The following is a 2,169-nucleotide window of genomic DNA, read 5'->3' on the forward strand; positions in this document are numbered from 1 at the left end:
AAACAGCAGACCATCCAAAACCGCCGCTTGAACCACCAGCGTCAAGCAGCATAGCCTGAACCCGATGAGCCCAAGCCATCTGCTACAAAATCAGCGCGGCTGTTCCAAATCATTCGACGACGGACACCCCAATGTTGTCACCATCCTTGCGCGTGCAATACCAGAGACCTGCCGGGCGTCCGCGAATGTCAGCCGTTTTCCCTTGTTAATTTCCTCGCCCAGAATTTCCACGCCGGGGCGGAGCGGGTAGTTGTCGGTGATGAAGCTACGCACCACATGGCGCATTTCTTCCAGTTTTGGCTCTTCAACCTCCGATTTCAGCCATGTGTAGAAATCGCCCATGTCGGTTGAAAAATATGTGCGTTCCGTCTGGTAGGGCACAGATCAGCGCAGCCCAGCCACGTTCAGCAAGGCCACTTTGCTCCAGAACTTCGGCAAAGGTTCGCGCGCCCTTCAGATCAGCAAGAACGGTGCGGATCGTTTGGATCGCGCCCAAATCTACAGTTTGCCGGGCAATGTGCAAAAGCTCGGCGTTGCGCACGTCCGCATCGTTCAGATCGGCGTCGGTGATCAGCAAAAGCTCATCGGCATAGGCCGGTGACATCGCGCCGCGCACTTGGGCGAGTTCGTCTCTGAAACGCAGGCGCTCGACAGATGCCTGCGGCTTCACTGCAATAGCCAACCGAAGCCCTGTCTCAAGAAACGCGAGGAAATCTGGCGTGTGATGGCGCAGTGTGCCGCTTGGCGTGGCAAACGGGATCGCCGTTGGCTGATCCCAGATGTCAACGAGGTCACGACGCGCCAGAAAGGTCAGCAGGACGCGACGCTCAAGGTTGCTTTCATAGATGATCTGGCGCGGGCGAGCTTGTGCGCGCAGATGGGCAAAAAGAAAGCCGCGCACGCTGGATTTGGATCGCGCGGCAAAGCTTCTTGTCGCGCGGCTGCGCAGAGGCGGCTGATATGGGGTTTCGTCATACATGGTTGCTCAGGCCCTGCTGCCCCACGGGCAGCAGGGGTTCTCCTTGTCATGAGGGTGATAAAAACCGGCCCGCAGCTTACCTGCGAGATTGACCGGTTTCGCGATTTGCGCCATGATGGAGATGTAGCGGGTGCCACTCGACTACATCTCGAAAGGCCTTGAGGGTTGCAGCCCTCGGGGCCTTTTCTGCTTTCGGGGGTCTAGGTCATGCACCGCCCTCCCTGTATCGCTCCGGGTAGAGCTTTTCTGGAGTCGTCCCGAGAGCATCCGCGATGGCGCGTTCGATCCGCTTGGAGCGATGCTTTCCTAGGCCCACAAGCGACATCGACGTACCGGATATCCCGAGCTCGCGCCCGATCTGCGCCAGCGATGTGCCGCGAATGCGCAGCTCCGCCTTTAGGCGTTCATGCCGCTCCGCAGGGGTTTTAGATCTGATCCGCATGCGTCCTCGTGTGCTGAAAATGGCTCTCCAATGCAGGCGCGCCTGCTCCATTCGGCGCATGAAACGCCCACTGAAGCAAGGGTCGAGTTTTTTGATTTCATATACAAGACAAAGCCTTATGTGAGGAATTTGGGTGGATTTTTGGGATTCAGCACTTTGACTCAAGCCTCTAGGCCACTTCGTACTTTTTCGGCTAGGCTTCGGGGAATGCACCCATTCACCTACGGCGAAGAGCCAAATGAACGAGACTGACGAGCGCAAAGAACTGCGGCTGATTCGTAAGCGCATCGGGTTGACCCAAGCCGCAATGGCCGTTCGCTTGAACGTCAGTCAGAGCGCATATGAGAAGTACGAGCGTGGGGAGCGAGGGATACCTGCCGCACTGCTGGAGAAGGCACAGTCGCTGCAGAAGGAATATGAGACCGGGAAGCGTATCGCCCTCGAACTGGCGGAGTGCGCCCGGATGGCTGCCGAAGTGAAGAAGAGGCGTTTTGAGGGCTGGATCCAAGGCTGCTGGATGTTGTTCTTTGTCAGCGCTGCTTGGCTTGTTTTGAGGATTGCAGTTTTGCAGGTTGGCGCAGATTTCCTTCGTCTGGGACCGAATGACGAAGCGCTAGGGATGGGAGTGTCTGAAAGTCTGTGTATCTGATCGGGGCCACGCGGTTATCAGATACGGTCAGGCGTCGAAACGCCCGGTGAACATTATGGCCAGCTGATTGCGGGCCGCAACCCATTCCCGGACAGCGCG

At 57.5% G+C, this 2,169-nt stretch carries 4 protein-coding genes; 1 reads left to right on the top strand and 3 read right to left on the bottom strand.

Annotation, left to right across the window (positions count from 1 at the left end):
* Positions 1-90 precede the first annotated feature (90 nt).
* From H0485_RS21105 to H0485_RS21115, 3 genes are all read right to left on the bottom strand, one after another.
* Positions 91-342: a hypothetical protein gene (locus H0485_RS21105; protein ID WP_226937852.1), complete on the bottom strand. Its 252-nt coding sequence runs from the start codon at positions 340-342 to the stop codon at positions 91-93.
* Positions 305-979, bottom strand: a complete 675-nt coding sequence (locus tag H0485_RS21110) for a Tn7 transposase TnsA N-terminal domain-containing protein (protein WP_226937853.1) — start codon at positions 977-979, stop codon at positions 305-307. The genes H0485_RS21105 and H0485_RS21110 overlap by 38 nt, the downstream gene beginning before the upstream one ends.
* A gap of 205 nt (positions 980-1,184) precedes the next feature.
* Positions 1,185-1,586, bottom strand: coding sequence for a helix-turn-helix domain-containing protein (locus H0485_RS21115; protein ID WP_226937854.1), 402 nt, complete (start codon positions 1,584-1,586; stop codon positions 1,185-1,187).
* Between the two features lie 73 nt (positions 1,587-1,659).
* Between H0485_RS21115 and H0485_RS21120 the strand changes: the two genes are divergently transcribed.
* Entirely contained in the window at positions 1,660-2,070 is a 411-nt protein-coding gene (locus tag H0485_RS21120; protein ID WP_226937855.1) for a helix-turn-helix domain-containing protein, read from the top strand.
* Positions 2,071-2,169 lie beyond the last annotated feature (99 nt).

It is taken from the genome of Pseudogemmobacter faecipullorum (assembly GCF_020539525.1).
Taxonomy (GTDB): domain Bacteria; phylum Pseudomonadota; class Alphaproteobacteria; order Rhodobacterales; family Rhodobacteraceae; genus Pseudogemmobacter; species Pseudogemmobacter faecipullorum.